Below are 18752 nucleotides of genomic sequence, written 5' to 3'. Positions count from 1 at the left end.
ATAGGGAAGGGTTTCTTAACGGTTCGTGAACGAGTGTAGGGTTTTTGTGTGGTCAGGTGAGAGGCTTTGGGGAGGAAGGTTATGATCCAACAGGAAGTTCAAGCCGCATTCCTTTGCTCGAACTCCACAGCTGCCTTTACCGCAACGGTCGGGATCTCATAGAGCATGGCGACGCGCCTGGTATCACGTCCTTCTGCCTCATAGGCACTGAAGATGGCGGCGGTATCGACGCCGGTCGCTGCCAGTACGGGCTTACCAAAATTTCTGGCAGGGTCCAGCACTACCGCTTTGCTATGTTTGACCGGGTACCAGCGTTGCGCCGAACCCTTGCCGGAGTAATCGATCCCTTCATACAGCGAAGGTTTAATGATTTGTTTGAACGCGTATTGTTTTTTGAGCAGGTCCAGCAGTGTCTCGTCACCCGTTTCATCCAGAACAGTGGCGAAAATGCTACGACCGTCTGTTTGGAACCGTTTGCAGGTGAACGGATAGGGCTGACCGAACAGCTCGCTAGCCTGGCGTGACGCATTGCGGATGGCCTGCAAGCTCAGCCCGTGCTGGCGAAATGCATGTACGAAGCGAATTTCGAGCAGGTCATGGAAACCAAGAATGCAATCGTCCAAGTTTGACAGTTCCGATTGCCAGAGCCCGGCATGCTGAACGCCATTAGAGCTGTAGCCGAACAGCCAACGACGTATATCTGCGGTAGGGATGCCGGTGTATAGCGACGCCTCGCCAGGCGTGTAGAGGCCCACCCCTACAAGGGGGCTTGGCGAAACAGTCGTTTGCATGGATGGCCTCCTTGTCGTTGAGTTGAGTGGTGAAGTCTGGGGGCTCAGGTGTTCTCGTTCAACCTTGGGCAGACGAGCTGTGATCTGAAGCGTATCCGTACAATTCATTCCACGCCAGTTCACCTGATGCACGCCAACTTGTAGGAGCTTTCCGGTGCTTACTCAAAGGCAAGTCGGCTTGATCGGCGTTCTGTTCCTACGCGCTAATCCGCGCCGTTAGCAGCAAATAATCTCTTGGCCTGCGCAAAGCACTTCTCTGCAATGGCCGAGCGCGGTTCGGTCTTGCGCATCACCATGCCCAGTGGCGCGAGCACGCTGGCGTCCGGCAGGTTGATGAAGGCTAGGTTTTCGATCGGGCTTTCCAGGCCGCTGTCCAGCGGCATGATTGCGCAGCAGAAGCCTTCGTGGATCGCCTGGAACAGTTGATAGGTTGAGTCGCTTTCGAGCATGGGCTGGGGGGCGAGGCCGCGGCTGCGGAAGCTCAGGTCAATGGACTTTCGATAGTGCATGCCCGTGCTGATCATCCCCAGGGGCAATTGCGCGGCGTCCTCCCAGCTCATTTCGCTGCCTTCGAAGTGGAAGTGACGGGTGTCGTACAGCAGGCCGACACGGGTCTCGCCCAGCTCGAAAAAATCCAGGTAGTTGGCGTTAACGTGGTCCAGGTAACACACACCCAGATCCAGTTGATTGGTGCCCAGCGCTTCGATGATGTTGTCCGAACTCATCGACGTCAGGCTGAACTTGAGCTCGGGAAAGGTGTGGGACAGGCTCTGGATATAGCTGATCGGGTTGAACCCGCTGAGCGGCACCAGGCCCAGGCGCAAGTTACCCACCAACTGACCGCGACACGCGGCCGCCTCGGCGAACAACCCGTCATGGGCGGCGAGCAAGGTCCTGGCCCACGCCAGCACACGCTCACCGGCCTCGGTAAAACCTTCGAAACGCTGGCCCCGGGTGACCAACTCCAGGCCCAACTCCTCCTCCAGATTGCGCAGGCGCATCGACAACGTCGGCTGGGTGATATGGCAGCGCGCAGCCGCCTGGCCGAAGTGACGGGTCTGCTCCAGCGCAATCAGGAATTTGAGTTGTTTTATGTCCATCAAGGTGCCTGCCAGGGAAGAAGTGAAAGGTCTGTCAGAGTGGAATCACCGATTCCTCAGAACTGGCCAACGCACTCGATAACCGGCCGCCAGACAATGCTGGATAGCCCGATCAGCCTTGACGATTAGACAGGCATTTTTCAGTTCAGTACACAGTCGATGGCTTGAAGGACGGGCAGCAGCCCTGCCGTGCGCAGGATGGCATGGGGTTGAAACCGGGTCGATCAGCCGCCCGTCATGTTCATGAAGCGCACCACCTGCACCTCATCGTCGAGGGTGAAGTTGTGTCGATACGGCTTGAGTTTCATCGACTCGACAATCGCACGCTCCAGGCGTTTCGGTTCGCCCGGATAGCGCCGCAGCACCGCCTTGAGGTCGACCGAATGCTCGTTGCCCAGGCACAGCAGCAGCCGGCCTTCCACCGTCAGGCGCACACGGTTGCAGGTCGCGCAGAAGTTGTGACTGTGGGGCGAAATAAAGCCCAGGCGAATATGCGGCGCCTCGGCCAGACGCCAGTAACGCGAAGGCCCCTGGGTCGATTCCGCAGAGTCGATCAGCGTGTAACGTTCGGCGATACGCTCGCGCACCTGCGCACTGGAATAAAACGCCTCGGCACGGCTGTGTTCGCTGATCACCCCCAGTGGCATTTCTTCGATAAAGGATATATCCAGACCACGGTCAATGGCGAAGGCCACCAGGTCGTTGACCTCATGGTCGTTGCGACCTTTCATCACCACGCAATTGAGCTTGGTGTGCTCAAACCCCGCAGCATTCGCGGCATCGATACCGGCGATCACCTTGGCCAAGTCACCGGTGCGCGTCAGTTCACGAAAGCGCGTGGGGTCCAGGCTGTCGAGGCTGATATTCAAGCGCTTGAGCCCCGCATCGAACAACGGAGCGGCCAGCTTGCCCAGTTGCGAACCGTTGGTGGTCATGCACAACTCGCGCAGACCGGGGAGCGCGGCGATGCGTCGGCACAGCTCCACCACGCCCTGACGAACCAAGGGCTCGCCGCCGGTCAGACGGATCTTGCGCGTGCCCAGCGCGACGAAACTGTGTGCCAGTTGATACAGCTCTTCCAGCGACAGAATCTGCTGGCGCGGCAGGAACTCCATGTCCTCGGCCATGCAATACACACAGCGGAAATCGCAACGGTCAGTGACGGACATCCTGAGGTAGTCGACCCGGCGCGAAAAGCTATCCATCAGGATTTGATCGGTCATGAGAAACCTCGGCGGCGGCGTCGGGCGCATAACCCTGGCGCTTTAATGGGCGCGTTATCTACGCGAGGCTAAAGTTGTTTTGAGCGTACGTCTAATCAGTATTAGCAACTGGGTGATCGACGGGGTCTATGGGTTGTGGCTGATGGTTTTGTAGGGGGGCGCGGTAGTGGGTGATGAAGGGCTTGGTCAGTCAAGGTTCGATTCCGTCCTGCGACGAGGGCGCCTCGCTCGCCGCAGGTACGGAGTGATCGTGCGGTCGGTTTCTATGGGGTCTCGCCAGGTGTCTGCTTAGTGAATACCTGAGTTTCCAGCATCCGCTCCAGCAACAACTCACTCAGCACGACCAGTTGCTGAGCCGCCAGCAGCTTGTGGCGGTGTGAGCCTTCCAGTTCAAAGGCCAGATCGGTGGTCATGACGTTCAGGGAGGCGAGGGTTTCACTGGCTTGGACCAGCAGGGTTTCGGCGGGGATGCCGGGGGAGAGGGTGAACAGGGTTGTTGGGGGATTGGGGGTGATCTTTTTCATGACTGAAACTCCTTGATTAGTGGAGTCGCCAGACATCGCTGCTAAACGAAAAGGGTGGCGACTGTACGCGGGTTAGCAGACCAGGAATCAAGGAACCCAGCGCACCCGAAGGTGCCCCACGCACAGCCGCCATAACGCAATCCAGCGGATGCTGAAAGCATCGCTTGAATGGAGGGTGGCATTGCAGGCCTTGATATTAACCGAGCTGCTAAACCCGGTCGCTGATTTTGCAGCGACTGGGGGAGGTTAGCGGGGTGGGGGATGAAGGGGGAGTTCATGGATGGCGCGAGTTTTTGTGGGAGAATTCTGAAGGTTTGCCAGTTGAGCTTTTGAGCCCCAGAAGCAACAAAACCCGTATTAGGCGGGTTTTGTTGATGCTTCGAATTGGTGGGCCGGGGTAATTTGAAACCGGTCGGTATCTATCTGTTTTTACTGGTAAATAATTTTTTGCTCAACTTGCTTGGAATACCAGTTGGAACGCTGCGTGGCCTGGATTCCGATGGACGGTGATCTTTGAGCTCAGCCAAGCGACTCATCAAAGTAGTCGCTGTCGAGCCTTGGCACCTTGTAAAGCTGCGAGCTGACTCCGACCTCGTGATCCAACATTAGATTGACCAAGCGTTTACCGTCGACCAGTACAAGCCCTTCGACCGAGCGCGCGAAGTCAACGGCCTGGGCGGTGAAGCCGGAAGTGGTGATGAATACACCGCGTTTAGCTTTCTGCCCTGCCAGGGCGCCATAAAACGCTTGCAGGTCGGGGCGGCCGACGGTGCTCTGCCAGCGTTTGGCCTGCACGTAGACCTTTTCCAGGCCCAGTGCGTCCAGCGAGATCACGCCGTCAATGCCGCCGTCGCCACTACCACCGACTTGCTGCAGCGCCTGACGGTTCGCGCCGTAGCCGAGGCTGTGCAGGACGTCGAGCACGATGTGCTCGAAGCGCGTCGGGCTCGCTTGCAGCAGGCTGTCCAGTAGGTCGCCCGCAACGCTGGTACGCAGTTCGAGTATGGCTTGGTTCAGCCGTTCCTGCGGGCTGCTAGTGGCGAGGTCGGTCTGGGCAATCGGCGTTGACGTGTCGTTGCTTTCATCCAGCGAGGCGGCGTCCGGCGCTGTCTTCAGCTTCACGCTCATGAAGTTCACAGCTAGATGCTCGACCTGTTCTGGGCTCAACGGGGCCGGGTTGGCCTTGGCGAAGGCGCGGCCGGTGTCGGTCAGCTGCCAGTAGCCACGCTTGGCGCTGCTGGAATAGCCGGCGCGCTTGAGCCGATCATGTGCCCAGCCTGAACGGTTCTTGTAGGTGGCCTGGCCACTGGCGATGGTCTCCTGCCGCTGTGCCTCGCTTAGGCCTAGCGTGACGGCGGCCGCTTCGTGAGCCTCGCCCGCCGTGGCACCATCCGGATGGAAGGCGAGAAAACGTAGGATGGGCTCGATGAACTGGTCATAGGTTGGGACGGACATGGTTCGTTTTCTTCTGATGTGAGGCTTAGCTCAATTTGGCAGCCTGGCGACCGCGTTTGGCCTTGGGCATGGCGGCGCGTTGAGCCTTGATGCGCTCAAGCAGCACACTGGCCGGTTCGTCGTTCGGGTCTTGCGGCACCAGTTCGCCGCGGAAGGCTTTAGCCAGAATGCTCTGGGCCAAATGGTCGACGCGGCTTTTAGCCAAGACAACTTTCGCTTCCACTTGCTCGGCAAAGGCGAAGAGTTGTGCAGTCCGGTAGACTATTTCAGCCTGCTCTTCAATTGGGGGGCTTGGGATAAGACACTTTTTGATGTGCTCTGAGCCGACGTTGCCCTGACTCACTTGACCAGTTTCACCAGAGAAAAATTGCTCGCGAAACCCTGCAGTTTGCAGGCACAGCAACAAAAAACGGCCATCTACCTTGTCCCTCTGCGGCCGTAATTTACCTACCCTTTGATTTACAAGAATCCCGGCAGGAGCACTGCATGCATTGCCATAGTCTCTTTTGTATTTTGTGCCTGTCATCGATAGCAGGATGTCACCCTCTAAGGTCATAAAACGCTGGTATTCAGAGCCGACCTCATAGGAAACAAATGCTGGGGAGTTATCCAAGTCTACTTTTCCGTTTCTGACATTTCCAATCTTGGCGACCTGAATATCCCCAGTTTTTGAAAACCAATCACTTTTGAAGGCGAATCCGTTTTGAAAGTCAGCGAGCGAATCTAGGGGGACCTCGGGATAGGCGCTATGATCTAGCTGATCAGCAGAAGCTATCTTCAAGCGCCATTCTTCTGTTAATTGCCCGGAAACTGCAGCGGCGAGGACGGATTGGCGGAAGCGTTTGAGCAGCGCGGGGATGCCGTCGATACGGGCTTTCAGGGTATCGACCTGGGCCAGTAGTTCTTCGAGCTTGGCGGCGATGCGGGTTTGTTCTGCGAGCGGTGGAAGACCGATTTCATGTGCTTTTATGACCGCTTGCGAAATATTCGGCTGAGCTCCACCTTTACCTTTCTCAATGAAAGCCGCCTTTTCATTTTGAAGAAGCCTATACAGGTATTCTTTTCCAATAAGACCGTCGACTGGCACGCCAACGGCACAAGCTTGGTTGGTAGACGCATCGATGCCGAGGATGGCCGTTTTACCGATAGTTGCCCCATACATGGCGATGGCCACGGAACCTGCGGGGAAAATCTTCGCACTTGAGGATTTGATAGCTTCTTCTGTAATGCTTTCCTCAGTCGTCTTTATGTAACGGCTATTGAGTTCTCCGCTTTTTATCCATGGAATCTTTCCGCCGTAAAATTTTGGCTCGCTGCGAGACGGAGTTCCTCCTGCTCCCCAATCGGCAACGGTTCCTAAAGTTGTGCGTGCCCATCCACTTGGCAGCTCACTCATTGCCATTCTCCTCAACTATAGCCAAGCCCATCACCTCAGCCATCAACTGCTTCTGCGCCACCACTTCATCCCCCGCCCCCAGCGCCTTCATCAGCTCTTCCAGCTCACGCAGCGCCTCGGTCAATTCAGCCATCGCCTCACCGGCCAGTATTTCTGGAGCGGGCAGGTTGGCGGCATCCAGGCTGCTGTCGTCCTTTAGCCAACTGATATCCAGCGAGTCACTACGCTCGTTGCGGATGTAATCGCGGGTAAAGCTGCGGAAGCGGCTGGCTTCACCAATACCCTCGACGTTCTCCGCGCGAAGGCTTCCGCCGTTGAGATCATCGCCATAGGCCTCCTCAAACGGCTTGAGGTGGGCAGGGCCGAAGGGTGTACGCTTGCCAAAACTAGGCATATTGCTGCGCAGGTCATAGATCCACACGCGCTTAGTGCAACCTTCCTCCTGCCGCGGGTTTTCCACGGTGCCCTTCTGAAAGAACAGTACGTTGGTCTTCACCCCCTGTGCGTAGAAGATGCCAGTAGGCAGGCGCAGGATGGTGTGCAGGTTGCACTTGTCCATCAGGTCGCGGCGCACGTCAGTGCCGACCCCGGCCTCGAACAGCACGTTGTCCGGCAGCACCACGGCGGCGCGGCCGCCCGGCTTGAGGCCACGGTAGATGTGTTGGAGAAAGGCCAACTGCTTGTTACTGGTGCGGTAGGTGAGGTCATCACGAGTCGGGCCACCGCCACCCTTGGCCGTGCCGAATGGTGGGTTGGAGAGGATGACGTCGACCTTGGGTAAGTTGGCCCCGGTCTGACCTAGGGCGTTGCCCAAGTGCACCACGCCTTCTTCGTCGCCTTCCATGCCATGCAGCAGCGTGTTCATTAGCGCCAGACGGCGAGTGCCGGGCACCAGTTCTACGCCAACAAAGGCGCGATTGCGCTGGAATGCCTGGGCTTTGGCGTCGAGGTCGTAGTAATCGTCGGTTTGACTTTTGATATAGGCGTCAGCAGCGATCAAAAAGCCCGCAGTACCGGCGGCCGGGTCTTGTATGGTCTCGCCCGGCTGCGGCTTGATGCAGCGGATGATACTGTCGATCAGCGGCCGAGGGGTGAAGTACTGGCCGGCCCCGGATTTGGTCTCGCTGGCGTTTTTTTCCAACAGGCCTTCATAAAGATCACCGAGGCCGTCTTGGCGGGCGCTGAACCAGTCGATGCCGTCGAGGCTTTTGATCAACTGCTCGAGGTGGCGCGGTTCCTTGAGGCGAGTCTGAGCGTCGGCGTAGATGGCGGCGATCAGAGGGTCAGGGTTTTTGCCAAGGTCCAGCAGCATCTGCCGGTAGTGATCGAGCAGGTTAACGCCGGACTTGCCAGCCAGGTCTGGCCAGCGCGCGCCTTCGGGCAGCTTGTGGCCGAAGCTGTCGTTGTTCTGCACCTGTTCGTATTCCATCTTGATGAACAGCAGAAGCACGAGTTCGGTGACGTAGTCGCTGTAGTTGATGCCATCGTCGCGCAGGACGTCGCAGAGGTTCCAGAGTTTCTGGACGATATCGGAGTTGGTCATGGGGTACCTGTGGCGAAGTGTGTAAAGCGCCAGATTGCGCTGGCGCAAAGAAGTGGTTGTCTGGGCTCAGTCGTCTGAGGAATATTGTTCGGCTTTTAGCGCTCGGCCGGCCGCAGTCAGGCGATAGCGTTGCTTGCTGCTGTTGGGCTTGTCTGGAATGGTCATCTCGACCACGCCAAGCGCCAGCAGCGGAGCCAAAACCTGCTCGCGGAACTTGCTGCGGTTGCTGCGCCCGACGAAGGTCATTAGCTCTGGCGCAGTGTGATCGCCTGTCATCTTGCACAGCAGCGTTATCTGCTCTTGCTGCAAAGACAGGCGAGTTTCGGCTTGTTCTTCTTCGACAGCGGACTCAGTCCCTACTTGGTCCCTACTTGGTCCCGACTTAGTCCCGACTTGGTCCCCACTTGGGCCCGAAAGAGGCCCTTTTTCAACGGCGCGCTGAATCACCACCTTGAACTGATTACTCTGCCGGTCGTCCTCCAGCCGGATCATTGGCCAAGCATCGATAGCGCGCGGGATGCCGGTGCCCAAACCGCGATAGGGGAGAATGTGCACAGCATGTGAGGTGAGCGTCGGGTTACGACGGTTGGACAGGCCGAATCGAATTTTTTCGGTATCGAGCACGTCAGGCAGGTGCCCGGGGCTGATCAGTTCGATGCGATCGGCGAAGATCATGATCCGGATGGAGGCGCTGACAAAGTAGTCGCGGTGGATCAGGGCATTGACCAGCAGTTCTTCAAACACCTCCTCCGGCACTTCCAGCTGGCCGAGGGTATTGAAGCCCTGCTGGCGCTGCACGTGGTGTAGGTTGCGCTTTATGAAGGCAAGGCTGCGTCGGTACTGCTCCTGCAGATTGCCGTCGATATCTTCGCTGTCTAGATAGTGGCGGTCATGCAGAACCGTGCCCGGAAACGCCACGGCCTTGATATCGAACGCCGGGCACAGACGTTGTGGCGCCTGGCCGAAGAGCAGCAAACCGGCCAAATTGGGTGTGTCGCCACTGGCGAGGCCAAGATTTTCCAGGATGCGGGTGGTTTCCAAACCTGTCTGTTCGGGGCTCTGCCGAAAGCGTCTTTGGAAGTACTCGCCAAGCGCTTTGGCGTCGATATCCGCCACGCTGCTGCCCGCGACCGGTACCGCATCGGCGCACACCAGCCCGGCCTGCTGGAACAAACGCTGCAGTTCTTCACGGGCCGTGACCCGACGCTTGTCGGCGCCGTTCTTTACCCAGATGCGACCCTGGTTGTCGACATAGGGTTTATTCAGCCCTTGTTCGACTGTCACCACCATGACCAGCCCGTGCTCGGTCTGAAGGTTGCTGGACAGTGGGTTGATGGCTGGGCGGACATTCTGCGAGGCCGCATTGGAGAGCAACTGATTGAGCCGCGCAACGTCGGCGCTGCTCAACCCGCTAACCGTGCCGGAGTCGTCTACGCCAATCAGCAGATATCCACCGGATGTATTGGCGAACGCCACCAACTCGGCTGCCAAGGCATCGATATTGCTGAAATCGCGCTTGAATTGATGGCGACTGTCTTCACCACGGGCTAGGATCTGATGAAGCTCAGCAGGGGTCATGAGGCGTCTCTAGGTATCGCGGCCGATAAGTCGTATAGCAGGGGCATTATCCCTTATGAACGAGCACGCTGGCCAATCCGACGTTCCAGATCGGTTTCATCCCGTTTGTGCCCAAAGGTTGTCATTCAGGGCATCCAGCACCACGCCCAGGTTGCCGCCGAGCATTTTGTCCAGCCGAGTGCTGCCGCCATCGCTCTTGAACGCTTCACCAATCTGCTTCTTGTCAATAACGACCTCGTGAACCAGCTGCTTAGCCAGGCGGTCCAGCCACTTACGCTGAACTTGAGTCCAAGGCTGCAGGGTGTAAATCGTCTCCATCGCCTTGGTTACGCGCTGCTCGAATGGCAGCAAAGCCTCTCCGAGGGCAGCGCGGCGGATGAAGCCGACGATACTGGCAGCGATTTCCTGGTTCGTCTGGTTGCGCCAAGCGCTTTGCAGGTTCACCTCGCTGTAGCCATGCCCGTCGAGCAGTAGGCGCACTTCGCGCAGTTGTTCACGAGTCAGGTCTTGCGGGCGGTTGACCACTACACCGAGGGCCACCGACTGGTTCAACTGATTTTTGATGAAGTCGTTGAAGCTTTCCAGATAGTCCGCGGGCTTTTGGTAATCGCCGTAGTTCTGCTCACGCACCATCAGTTCGTCCGTGTGAGTGGAGATCACCGGGTAGTTCAGCGATCCCAGCAGGGCATTAACTGTGGCGAGCTGATTGAGCAGTTGGGCATGCTGTTGGATGAACTGGGCAGCTTGCTGTGGGCCGAGCTGGTGCAGGTGCTGATGCAGTTTGTCCGGGGCTACGCCCCAGGTGTTCTCCAGTTCGGCGAGCTTGGCCTTTAGGGTTGGCTTTTGCTCGGCCTTATGGCTGGCCTTGCGCAGAATACGCATGATCCGCTGGCTGAGCTGGTCCAGGACGTCGTGGGCATGGCTAGTGTCTGGCTGGTTACCAGGAGCATCGAGGCTGGCTGGGTTGGTTAGCTCGCTGACCAGCTGTTCGAGGCTGATGCTTGGGTCTTTCACTAGCGGCTTCATTGTATCTACTGGTTCGAGGGCAGCGTACAGGTCAACTGGGTCGTAGATCTTGAATACCGTCTTGCCGATTTCATCGCAGCGGCGAGTCGCGCGGCCCTTCATCTGTTCGTAGAGGATACGCGAACGCACCCGGCGCATGAACACCAAGTGGCAAATGCGCGGTACGTCGATACCGGTGGTCAACAGGTCGACCGTGATGGCAATGCTCGGGTAGCGCTCGTTCTTGTACTGGCGGATCAGTTGTTTGACCTTGTCACTTTGCCCGGTGATGATCTGTACAGCCGCCTGGTTGTAATCCTCGCCGTGAACGTCCTTGAAGGTTTCGTCGAGGAGGTTTTTGACCCGCTCGGCATGGGCCTGGTTAACGCAGAAGATCATCGTTTTTTCGTCGCCCGACGGGTCGAGTTCTTGTGCAAGTTGTTCGCAGATGACCTTGTCGAAGCCGGGCGTAATCACGCGGCGATTGAAGGACTCGATTTCGAAGTCGAGTTCGTCCTCAAGCTCGGCGACATCCACTTCGCCGGTGCTCGTATCGATGACGCTGACGCTCTCGCCCTTGGCAAAGTGGATGCCGTTTTGGCTCAGCAGGGTCTGGTAGCGGATGGGGGGTTCGTGATCGATCAGCCAGTCGTCAGCCACGGCCTCACGGTAGCTGTAGGTGTATATCGGAGCACCGAAGACTTCGCTGGTGTGCTTGGCTGGCGTAGCGGTGAGCCCGATGCGGCAGGCGTCGAAGTAGTCGAGCACGCGACGATACTGCGACAGATACTGGTTGAAGTCGCGCACTGCCAGCTCGCCTTCAGTCATTTCCTGATCGAGGGTGTAACCGCGGTGGGCTTCGTCGACGATGATGCAGTCGAAGGCATCGATGGGCGGCGGAGTGTCCGACTGGAAGATGCGCTTGACCATGGCCTGCACAGTGGCGACCTGGACCCGTGTTTCAGCTTCGGCAGCCATGTCGCCTAGTTCTTTGACGTCGTATATCTGCGCCAGCGTGTGGTTCTGTTCCAGCGTCGCCTCGTTGAAGGCTTCGATGGCCTGTTCCCCCAAGGCGCTGCGATCGACCAGGAAAAGAATACGGCGAAAGCGCTCGGCCTTCAGCAGGCGGTACATCAAGCCAATGATAGTGCGCGTTTTTCCGGTTCCTGTCGCCATGGCCAGCAGACAGTTGCGGCGATTGGCGGCTAGCGCCTGCTCGACGGCGCGGATGGCGTTTTCCTGATAGTCACGCAGTTTGAGATAGGCGAAGCCTTCCTGATGTAGCTTCGCCTCGGCGTCTTCACGGCTGCGCTTGAGCAGGTCGAGTAGGCCGCCCGGCGTGTGAAAGTCCTGCAGCGGCCGGCGCAGGTTGGCCGGGCTGCGCAAGTCGCGAAACCAAGTGCCGGACAGCTCGGCGAGCTGCTTAATGAAGGGACGGCCATTGCAGGCGAAGGAAAACGGGACCTTGAAGTAGCCCCCCTGGCCATCCGCCCAGCCCACGCTCTGCCCGGCCGGTTGCAGATCGCCGGTAACGATCAACTGGCGTGAATAGCGCTCTGCTTGGGGGATACGGTCCGCTATGTTGACGCGCTTGCGCTTGGCTTCGACGATAGCGACTGGGATTAGGCCGGCGAACAGCACGTAATCAGCGTTTTCTTTCGGCTTGCTGGTTGGCCATTCGGCAATGGCCTTGTTCTTGCCCTTCTCGGGCCGAGCGCCCTTGCTGTAGGTAAGATCGAGCGAATCGGCTTCCCAGCCGGCATCGTTTAACTGTTGATCGATGAGAATACGGGTGAGGTCTTCGTTGAGGTCAAACTGGCTGCTTGCCTGTTGAGTTTTGCGTGTGACCTGCTGGACGGCTTGGGGCTGATCTTCAAGCTGTTGCTGCAGTACTTTCAGTCGCGCCTCAAAATCGACTCGGGCCTTCGATAGTTCTGCCTCGCGTTCAAGGGCAATCTGCTCGTAGATGCGGGCTTCCTCGTTCATCTGCCCAACAAGACTGGCTTGCTCTTGCTTTTCTTGCACCAGTAACTCGGCTAATTGGTGGTTGCTCTCCAATTGCTGGCGACTGTCGCCCAGTTCTGCGCGAAGTTTTTCGATCTGCCCGTGCAGCTCACGCAGAGGCTCACTCGGATCGGCCGGAACCATGAAAGGCCCAGGCTTGAAGGTGCTACCGCCCGTGCCAAATGACTGGTGATACCAGATCGCCAAGGCGCGAGCGACCCTCAGCCCGTCCAACGCCTCACGATGCTGGGTGCGGAATTCGTGGGTAGCCTTATTGCCTTCGATGCGCAGCGTATGGAATAGGTTACGGATGTTGCCGTCGAGCTGGATTTCACGGCTCAGGCGGAACAGCAGGTCAGATTGGGACGTGGTGGCGTCGAACTCAATGCCCGCTCTTACCGCCAGATCCTGGGCGAGCGCTTCGCCCAACTGGCGCAGTTTGATCAGCGTCGTGTTGGGGTCACTGGAAAATACTCGCTCGGCCGCATTGGCAAGTTGGAAAAAAACCGGATCGTGTTCTTTGAAAAAGGCGAAGTTGCTGTTCTCTGCCATGTTCCATCCCTTGAGTTCGTCACCAGCCATCCCGAGAGTGGTGGCGCTATAAAGGCATAATGCCAGACGAAGCGGGGTGCGTGTATCACTGTGTGTCGTCGATCCAGCGTTATCAGCTATCGGTCCACCGAGTGGTGGCCGCTTCGGCGGGGCGGGGCGCCTGGTTTCATTTGGCATATTGCGCTGCACTTTGGGTCGATACCTTGCGCGAGCAGTGCGGGAGCTTCGACACCCTCTTTCGTGCATTCGCTAGTGACGGCTAGGCGAGGTCTCGAAGCCCATGTTTATGCGCTTTTTGAGCAATGGTTCGCGGCAGTTGAAAGTCGACAGCGCCGAGCCGTTGCTGCGTGCGCGGTGCTGCAAACCGTCGCCGTTGGTGAGGGCGTAATCCTTGGACTCCGGTTTGACTCCTTTGAATTGTCGGCCAGAGCGGCGGACGGCTGGAGCAGGCATGAGATCTATCTCAGGGCCGGTCTTGGTATTTCGAGATTAGTCACGGAGGGGATTGGATACTCGAATGGTCAGGATTCGGAGTATGCCAAAAAGCTCAGAAGTGCCGAAATTCTCGTATTTGCTGGGTCGCAGGCACAAAAAAAGACGTCCGTGGACGTCTTTAGATGTTGAAGTGGTGGAGCCGGGGGGATTAAATAGTCGTATATAACTATCTGTTTTAACTCACTTTATTAATTGGCGTCTGCGAAGGTGCTCCCATAAGTGCCCCCGCTAACGCATTTCCGATGAGCGGCTATTTAAGGAGTTGAACTGGCGTCCTTAATTTATCGGTTTTCGGCAAGACGAGAGCCCGTCAACCACCGAGGGAATGGTCTTAGTCGTGGGCTGCATGATATCGGGTATCTGGCGATCTGGTCGCCAGGTAGCTGTTAGGTGATCCTGTTGGGTTATTTAAGCGGTAACGCACCATGGGCTCATTTAGGGCGATCTGAGCTGAGGTGCGGTATGAGACACTCAATGGTTACCTGTCACAACTGTGGCAAAGCGATGGTTCCGAGAACGATATACAGCCGTAGTTTCTGGGGCTATTCGCCTTCGTCAAATCATTGTCCGTTTTGTCTGAGTGAAAACTGGCATGGCGGAGACCTAAGGTTAGGTGCTCGTCTATTTGCGTTGGCTGGCCTGGCGTCGGGTGTTCTGGCATGTATCCTGATGGGCGCTTTACTGTTCAAAGTTCAGTGGTGGCTTGGCGTTGAGGGGCGGTGGCCTCTATTGACCCTCGGAACCTGCGCTGTGTCGGTTGGTGGGGGATATCGTTTTTACAACTGGTTCGTGGATTGCTGAAAGCAGGATTTTATCTTACATGGTAGGCAGCGGACGGCTACAACCAGCCACCCCGCGTCTTGGCAGCATTTACGTTGACAGGTTGAGTCCACAGCCAACAGGCGTCATACGATAACCTACCCGGAGATTCGATCGAAGGTAAGCGCGCTCGCTGTGTCGTTACTCAGCAAGCTAGAATGCCCGTGTGATGATGCTTTGGAGAAATGGCTTTGTTGATATTCGTACGAATGGCCGATGGTGACCCGACTTCGGTTCAGCTCATAGAGAGCAAAGTCAGGCTACGGGGGCGGCGTGAGTGGTTGTCCGTGCATCCCAAGATCCGCGTTTGCCGATTTTCTGATGGGCGTGTGGATATCAATATCGCTGATGATATCGACTCCACAACTGAAGAAATAGTTGAGCAGTTTCTGGCACATCTGGCCGATGAGGAAATTCAACAGAGTGGCGGCATCGAGTATACAGATGATGAAGCCGTTCAGTCTGATGAGTTTGTTTACCCCTATGACCCCGAAAGTATTCGTATTGATACCAAACCGTTCAATATAAGTTTGGTTCATGAGATGATAGAAGAAGGCGACATAAACTTGTCGCCAGACTTTCAACGAAAGTTTGTCTGGACAGATATTGGAGCACGATCTCGCTTGATCGAGTCGATAATGTTACGAATTCCGTTGCCGGTTTTTTATATGGCCCAAGATCGTAATGGGGTTTTGCAGGTGGTTGATGGGCTGCAAAGATTGACTGTTATTCAGCAGTTTTTAAATAATGAGCTGCGACTTAAAGATCTTGAGTATCTAAAAAACGAAGAGGGTAAGTATTTCAGGCACGAAGATCCCAATATGTGTATTGATCAGCGTTATCGTAAGCGAGTAATGCAGACTCAGATTTTAGTTAATATCATCGATCCGCAGACACCTGTGGATGTTAAATTTGATATATTCAAACGTATCAATCAGGGGGGGAGGCCTTTAAATGCGCAGGAAATCAGAAATTGCATGTCTTCTCCTGGAACGCGAAATTTAATCCAGGAACTTTGTGGTTCTGATGAGTTTTTAGAGGCGACTTGCCATAGTATAGGAAGCGTGAGAATGCAAGACCAAGAATTGGTTCTGCGCTTTCTTGCATTTCGCTTAACAGAATATAACTATCTTGAAGAATATTCTGGAAGTATGGATCGATTTCTCGATAAAGCAATTGACACCTTGAATGAAGCTTCCGAGGATACTCTTGAAGCTCTCAGGGAGAGCTTTATAAGCGCAATGATTAACGCAACTCATTTGTTTGGTAGCTATGCATTCAGGAAGTGCCTGCCAGAGCATTTAGAACCTGATGCCAGGCGGCGATTAATTAATAGCTCTCTGTTTACGACATGGTCACTAACTCTTGCAAATTATAGTACGGATGAGGTGCTGAATGTTCCGGACGGAATGTTTGCGTATTATCTTGCCGAGGAGCTTGAAAGTGACTCAGATCTTTTTGATTCTGTGACATCGGGTACAAATGATCGCAGGAGAATTTTTTACGCGCTCAGCGTTTTTGAAACCATGTGTAAGGAGCACATATGATCGGTAGCTTGGGAGTAAAAAACTTTAAATGCTTTAAATCTGTCGAAATACCTTTCAAGCCTATCACGGTAGTTTGCGGCGGCAATGGCGTTGGTAAATCCAGCATGATTCAGACGCTTCTCTTGATGAGGCAAGCCGCCGATCAACTGCGCAAGCTAGACGACGCTGGCGTCTTAGCAGAAGAGTCAGACGTAGAGTTTCCGATAAAGCTAAATGGTCCGTATCATTTGGCGCTTGGGAATAGCCTACGACTTACTAACGACGAATTAGAGTCTGCCGAGCTTGAAATTAAGATCAGCCCGGAAGTAAATGAGGCACCAGCAGTAGCGCTAAGATTTGTCTCGGATATAGTTAACGCAAAGGTCACAATTCAAGCACATTACCAAGGTGGTCGCTCTACCGAGATTTTCAACAAGACGGGGCTTTTGCCTATTTTTTCTGATCAGTTTCATTATCTCATTGCGGAGCGCAACGGTCCTCGTGATTTAAGTGATGTCTCGGATGAAAGTTATATTACTACCGGTCTAACTGGGGAACATACTGCTGATGCTATTGCTCGCGCAGAAGCGCAAAATCACGTAGTAGATGAAAAGTTGTGTGTTGTTAGCGGTTCAAATCTATTTAAGGTGCAACTGGAAGGTTGGATGAGGTTGCTGGTTCCAAATATTCAACTTGTCACTCACCCCTATCCAGAGATTAATCGTGTCCGGTTGAGCATTGAGAAGACAGGTACACCTGTGAACTCTCTTTCTCCAACCAGCACTGGATTTGGGATAAGTTATGTATTGCCGATAATAGTTAGCGGTCTGTTGTGTCCACCAGGCGCAATGCTCATCGTAGAAAACCCGGAGGCGCACCTGCATCCAGCCGCACAGTCTGCAGTAGGCCAGTTTTTGGCGGTAGTGGCAAGTACAGGAGTGCAGGTTGTCATCGAGACGCACTCCGAAAATGTGATCAATGGTGTTCGCCTTGCTGCCATAAACGATTTGATAAACTCCAATGATGTTGGCTTGATATTTTTTTCTTCCTTGGATGGTGATACGCAGCCGAAGATTGAGTCGATTCTGGTGGATGCGTTAGCGGAATTAAGCGCTTGGCCCCGCGGTTTCTTTGATCAGCAAGGAACTGACCTTGCAGCGCTAATGGCTGCACGGAGAGCTAAAAGAGCTTCTATGGAAGCAAATAAATGACTCGGCTTGTACACCACCAAACAGATAGATATCTCAGACTGGAAACACTCCAACAAGAAAAATTTGAAGAGCTTTCCGAGCGACTGATAAAGCTATACACAGATATAGTGGAGTCTGGAGAGGTTGTACGAAAGGAAGAGTCGCTTTACGAAGTGGAAATATTTCCAGGTGTTGCCCTTTGTGATTTGATTTACGGTGCCGCTGAAAGCCATCTCTCTCGTGACTGCCTCTTCGCATTCAGATCGATGATTGACCAATCTCCGATTCTTAATCATCAGAACCTTGCTGACGCGTCAATAATTGGAACAATTGGGCTAATTTCCAGTCGAGCGGAATGTGAACTAGAAAAAAAAGAGGATTGGGTGAATTTTGTTCGTCTGGATTTGACACGAAACGAAAAAGTAGTTGAAGATTTTTATGCGGATTTTTCAATAGCTTTTCCAAGGCTAAAATTCAGCAATAAGTTTCCTGGATGCATGAATACTTTTGACGGTGGGCATAGCGCTTACTCTGGAATTATCACACGCTGCCTTGCCTCTTTAAATGATAACTGGGGTGATGCGATAGGTGGTGATTTGCCTGCATTACTGAGAACATTCTCAACTCAAAGTCGATGCCCTACCACCTTGGAAGGTGATGGCGACCGTAAAGCTATTCTTACTTTTTCCTTCCCGTTGGGTTCAGAGCGTTTTGAGTCTGTATTGTGCGAGCCTCATATGAAGCTCGAAAGCTCCGACGCGCCGGGTGATACCGAATATTATTACCATAGGATTTACTTTTGCCCGCGTGGCCATAACAGTTTTGCTGACAAAGTTCTGGTCGGTCACGCAGGTAGACACCTTTGAACCGAGCCATAATGGTGCTGGAGCGTTCGCCCTCATTTAGATGATTTAGTTGTAAAAGGCGTCTTTTATTGTATGTACTTAAGTCGTTTTTCGGCATTTTGCTCTGGTGATTACATCTTATCAGTCGATATGTTTGGCAGTCCGTTGATGCTCACTATTAGCCGCTTTCCGCCCGTCAGAACGACGAAAGCCGGCCAATAGCTGCCATTTGTCTCCGGCAGCAATCGGCCCAGAGTGTGTAAAAACGCTTCGCCAAAATTGAAGTGTCCGCGTCTACGTTAAATCTGAAATTTATCGGCACGTCTGCAGATGTGGATTTCGCGTAGAAACGCGATTTCCAGTCCAGTTTTGAGCACCTGACGTGCTCAAAAACGTTTTTACACAGCCTCGGCCAAAAGCGGACGTAGGCAAGCGAAAGCTACCGACCAGGAGCTACTAACAATGATGGAGGCTTTTTGCCTAGAAAACCGAGGGTGCATACTCGCTTTCCGCTATATCGATGTTCATAGTTGAACCCGGAACCCACAACTGAAGTCCCGCTATTTCTAGGGCATCTCGACCTCGTCCTCCAGGTATCCGGCGGCGCTTTCAAACTATGTATGACCAGGCAAGAGTTAGACAGCTCTCAGATTCTTCGTCCGCTAGATTAACGATGTCTTAGTTCTTCGTAGCGTGTGTGTGTACC

Annotated in this window: 12 protein-coding genes; 3 read left to right on the top strand and 9 right to left on the bottom strand. The window is 54.8% G+C overall.

Annotation, left to right across the window (positions count from 1 at the left end):
• Positions 1–98 precede the first annotated feature (98 nt).
• The 9 genes from BFP96_RS26620 to hsdR all read right to left on the bottom strand — a co-directional run bounded on the left by BFP96_RS26620 (position 99) and on the right by hsdR (position 13171).
• Positions 99–791 carry a MerR family transcriptional regulator gene (locus BFP96_RS26620; RefSeq protein ID WP_065937341.1) on the bottom strand — a complete coding sequence of 231 codons (693 nt, stop codon included), beginning with the start codon at positions 789–791 and terminating at the stop codon, positions 99–101.
• 203 nt (positions 792–994) lie between these two features.
• On the bottom strand, positions 995–1891 hold the full coding sequence (locus BFP96_RS26615; protein WP_065937340.1) for a LysR family transcriptional regulator: 897 nt from the start codon (positions 1889–1891) through the stop codon (positions 995–997).
• A gap of 224 nt (positions 1892–2115) precedes the next feature.
• A complete protein-coding gene (gene moaA / locus BFP96_RS26610) occupies positions 2116–3114 on the bottom strand; it encodes a GTP 3',8-cyclase MoaA (RefSeq protein ID WP_065937353.1) in 999 nt (332 codons plus the stop codon).
• Positions 3115–3377: 263 nt separating this feature from the next.
• Positions 3378–3638 carry a DUF6124 family protein gene (locus BFP96_RS26605; protein WP_065937339.1) on the bottom strand — a complete coding sequence of 87 codons (261 nt, stop codon included), beginning with the start codon at positions 3636–3638 and terminating at the stop codon, positions 3378–3380.
• Positions 3639–4157: 519 nt separating this feature from the next.
• A complete protein-coding gene (locus tag BFP96_RS26600) occupies positions 4158–5093 on the bottom strand; it encodes a restriction endonuclease (protein WP_065937338.1) in 936 nt (311 codons plus the stop codon).
• Positions 5094–5118: 25 nt separating this feature from the next.
• A complete protein-coding gene (locus tag BFP96_RS26595) occupies positions 5119–6489 on the bottom strand; it encodes a restriction endonuclease subunit S (protein ID WP_218188752.1) in 1371 nt (456 codons plus the stop codon).
• Positions 6482–8032 carry a class I SAM-dependent DNA methyltransferase gene (locus BFP96_RS26590; protein WP_065937336.1) on the bottom strand — a complete coding sequence of 517 codons (1551 nt, stop codon included), beginning with the start codon at positions 8030–8032 and terminating at the stop codon, positions 6482–6484. The genes BFP96_RS26595 and BFP96_RS26590 overlap by 8 nt, the downstream gene beginning before the upstream one ends.
• Positions 8033–8098: 66 nt before the next feature.
• Complete coding sequence (locus BFP96_RS26585; RefSeq protein WP_065937335.1) at positions 8099–9610, bottom strand: RNA-binding domain-containing protein; 1512 nt, start codon at positions 9608–9610, stop codon at positions 8099–8101.
• A 96-nt stretch (positions 9611–9706) separates the two neighbouring features.
• On the bottom strand, positions 9707–13171 hold the full coding sequence (gene hsdR, locus BFP96_RS26580; RefSeq protein ID WP_065937334.1) for a type I restriction-modification system endonuclease: 3465 nt from the start codon (positions 13169–13171) through the stop codon (positions 9707–9709).
• Between the two features lie 1499 nt (positions 13172–14670).
• Here hsdR and BFP96_RS26570 point away from each other — a divergent pair.
• Genes BFP96_RS26570 through BFP96_RS30705 form a run of 3 tightly spaced genes read left to right on the top strand, consistent with a single transcriptional unit; the run spans position 14671 to position 18067 of the window.
• Entirely contained in the window at positions 14671–16032 is a 1362-nt protein-coding gene (locus BFP96_RS26570) for a DUF262 domain-containing protein (protein WP_065937332.1), read from the top strand.
• On the top strand, positions 16029–17222 hold the full coding sequence (locus BFP96_RS26565; protein ID WP_065937331.1) for an AAA family ATPase: 1194 nt from the start codon (positions 16029–16031) through the stop codon (positions 17220–17222). Before BFP96_RS26570 ends, BFP96_RS26565 begins: the two co-directional genes overlap by 4 nt.
• On the top strand, positions 17219–18067 hold the full coding sequence (locus BFP96_RS30705; protein ID WP_139113454.1) for a hypothetical protein: 849 nt from the start codon (positions 17219–17221) through the stop codon (positions 18065–18067). Before BFP96_RS26565 ends, BFP96_RS30705 begins: the two co-directional genes overlap by 4 nt.
• Positions 18068–18752: the final 685 nt, after the last annotated feature.

This window comes from Pseudomonas sp. 34 E 7, assembly GCF_900005715.1.
Classification (GTDB): domain Bacteria; phylum Pseudomonadota; class Gammaproteobacteria; order Pseudomonadales; family Pseudomonadaceae; genus Aquipseudomonas; species Aquipseudomonas orientalis_A.
This window is presented reverse-complemented; position numbering and strand designations above follow the sequence as displayed.